Source organism: Vibrio sp. 10N.286.51.E5 (assembly GCF_041469125.1).
Taxonomy (GTDB): Bacteria; Pseudomonadota; Gammaproteobacteria; order Enterobacterales; family Vibrionaceae; genus Vibrio; species Vibrio crassostreae_C.
Genome location: NZ_JBFRJZ010000092.1, coordinates 1 through 2,344, shown reverse-complemented (window position 1 = coordinate 2,344; position 2,344 = coordinate 1). Strand labels below are relative to the sequence as shown.

Genomic DNA, 2,344 nt, shown 5'->3' with positions numbered 1-2,344 from the left:
TATTCAGAGATATGAGTAATGTACGCTGAATGAATTTGGTACTCACTAGAGTTTTCACAGTACTTAAGATAATCCACTAAAAGCTAATTTGGCAAAGTAGCTGACACGTTTCTGTCCAAATCCCATTTAGACGCCCAATAATTAAAAAAGGGATTGGTATTTCTACCAATCCCCTCCAAACTCTCTTTCTACTTACAAGCTCTCAATTGCCTTTTGAACCGCAGGGCCAATCTGGCGCTTACGCGAAGTGACGCCTTCTAACGTCAGCATGTCGCTTGTTGGTTCAGCGTTGAAAGCCGACTTGATGACTTGATAGTCGCTTTCATCCACCCACAATAAGTTCGCTTCTTTGTTCTTGGTATCTGTGATTGAAAAGAACAGATGGTCTAGCCCGTTCTCTTTTTTGTAAGTCTTCATTGCTGCTAGAAGATCGTCTTTACGGTCAATCAGTTGTTGAGCCATTAATGTTTCAGCAACACCGATACCCACCTGTTTGCCACCGTACTTAAAGTTTTTGTAATCCAGCGTCAGAATGGTTTCAGATGAAAGGTGGCTAAGATCTGACTTTGCAACCAACATCTGTTGACCGAAGTCTTCGATATCTGAAATGCCTGCAACCTTCGCCAGCTTCTCTGCGTATTCACGATCATGATCTGTTGTAGTTGTTGATTGGAATACCACTGTGTCAGAAAGAATCGCACCCAAGCCAACACAAGCGAGGTGTTTAGGTAATGTCACATCGAGCTTTTCAGCATTGTCAGCCAATATAGTTGCAGCTGAACCCCAACCTCGGATATCCATCTCGACAATCTGCGGGGTGTTAATTGGAGAGCCACCAATCGCATGATGATCGACCACTGCCACAATGGATGCTTGATCAATAGTTGGTGCTAATTGAGTCACTTGGTTGAAGTCAACCAGCCCCACTCGGTATGAAGAGTAATCTGTCTCTACACGTGGAGATTCTGCATTACAGTAGTTCAAGATAAACGTCGATTCAGGATTAATCGGCTCAGGCACTGTCGCCGTACCACCATAAATATGAGCCGCGAGCATCGCAGACATTACCGTGTCGCTGTCTGGGCTTAGGTGCCCTGTCCATACGAGATCTTCACTGTTTTCATTGGCAGATTGTTGCAAGCTAAAAGCAAAACTTGCTGAACTGAAAGACATAATTACGGCTGCAACGACAGGGGTTAGCTTCACGGGTATTTCCTTATTTAAATGCGATATAGAAGCCCATAAGCTAAACACCAAAAATTCCAGAACCGTGTAACTAATATTTCAGTTTTACTTCAGTAAGTAACTAAATGTAATTGCCCTTAGGCTTTCACTGTTAATCACACCAAAGCTCAACTTGGATTAGGTTAGCTTTTCATTATTTCACAATGAATTTCAATGAACCCTAATGATAAGAAAGCTAAGACACTGATTTATTGACCACATTACATCATCAACCCACATACTGAAAATAAGATAATCTTATTAAAAATGGATTATAGAAAGGCACAAAAAAGGCTGCAAAAGCAGCCTTATCGAGTAAGCATAAATATGCTATTCAATCATCGAGATCGAGGTTTTTTTCCTCCCCTTCCCGTTGCTGGTAAGGGAGCGGAGATGTACACCAAGGGGAGGTTAGGAGGGGATTCTAGTGTTTGTATCGAAAGGTGTTGCTGTCATCAATAATCTCAATTTTGACTTTTACTACGCCTTTCTTAACGTCACCAATTTGAGAAAATGCTTTGTGGGAAAGGTCAATCACTCGGCCTTTTACGTAAGGGCCTCTATCGTTAATTTTGACATCGACTGACTTGTTATTGGCTGTATTGGTCACTCTCACGATAGTCCCAAATGGCAAGGTTTTGTGAGCGGCTGTATAGGCGTTTTTATTATACGTTTCACCACTTGCCGTCAGTTTTCCATGGAATTTATCGCCATACCAAGAAGCCACTCCCACAAGCGCATGTGAATTGGCATAGCCCTTTGTTTTTGAAGTATCGACGGCCGCATGTGACGAGCATCCGGCAAGCAAAGTAATAAGAAAAGCGGCAAAGATAAGGTTTAGTTTTTTCATGCTATTTCAGTAGATCTTCTTCATGTAATGTTTATCTATTTTCATTGTAGTGCGGTTCAGCAGTATTGAACTGAGTATTATGAGTTCTCAGCGAAGGCTATCACTAGTGTGATTCCGCAATGTTTTCATGAAGCACGCTCGCTTCAGTCATATTCATGAAAGGTTTTATCTTCAAAACGTCAACTTTAACAATGCCTTAAAGTTGTTGATTTATTAACCACCACCACATGATGGAGCACTTAAAAAGCACACAAAATCGAGTAGGAGGAG

The 2,344-nt window shown here is 41.6% G+C and carries 2 protein-coding genes; both read right to left on the bottom strand.

Going from position 1 to position 2,344, the window contains the following annotated elements:
• Positions 1 to 192: 192 nt before the first annotated feature.
• Positions 193 to 1,206 (bottom strand): manganese-dependent inorganic pyrophosphatase, encoded by a 1,014-nt coding sequence (locus tag AB4161_RS21790; RefSeq protein ID WP_017062680.1) that lies wholly within the window; start codon positions 1,204 to 1,206, stop codon positions 193 to 195.
• Positions 1,207 to 1,648: 442 nt separating this feature from the next.
• Positions 1,649 to 2,074 carry a septal ring lytic transglycosylase RlpA family protein gene (locus AB4161_RS21785; protein ID WP_017068116.1) on the bottom strand — a complete coding sequence of 142 codons (426 nt, stop codon included), beginning with the start codon at positions 2,072 to 2,074 and terminating at the stop codon, positions 1,649 to 1,651.
• Positions 2,075 to 2,344 lie beyond the last annotated feature (270 nt).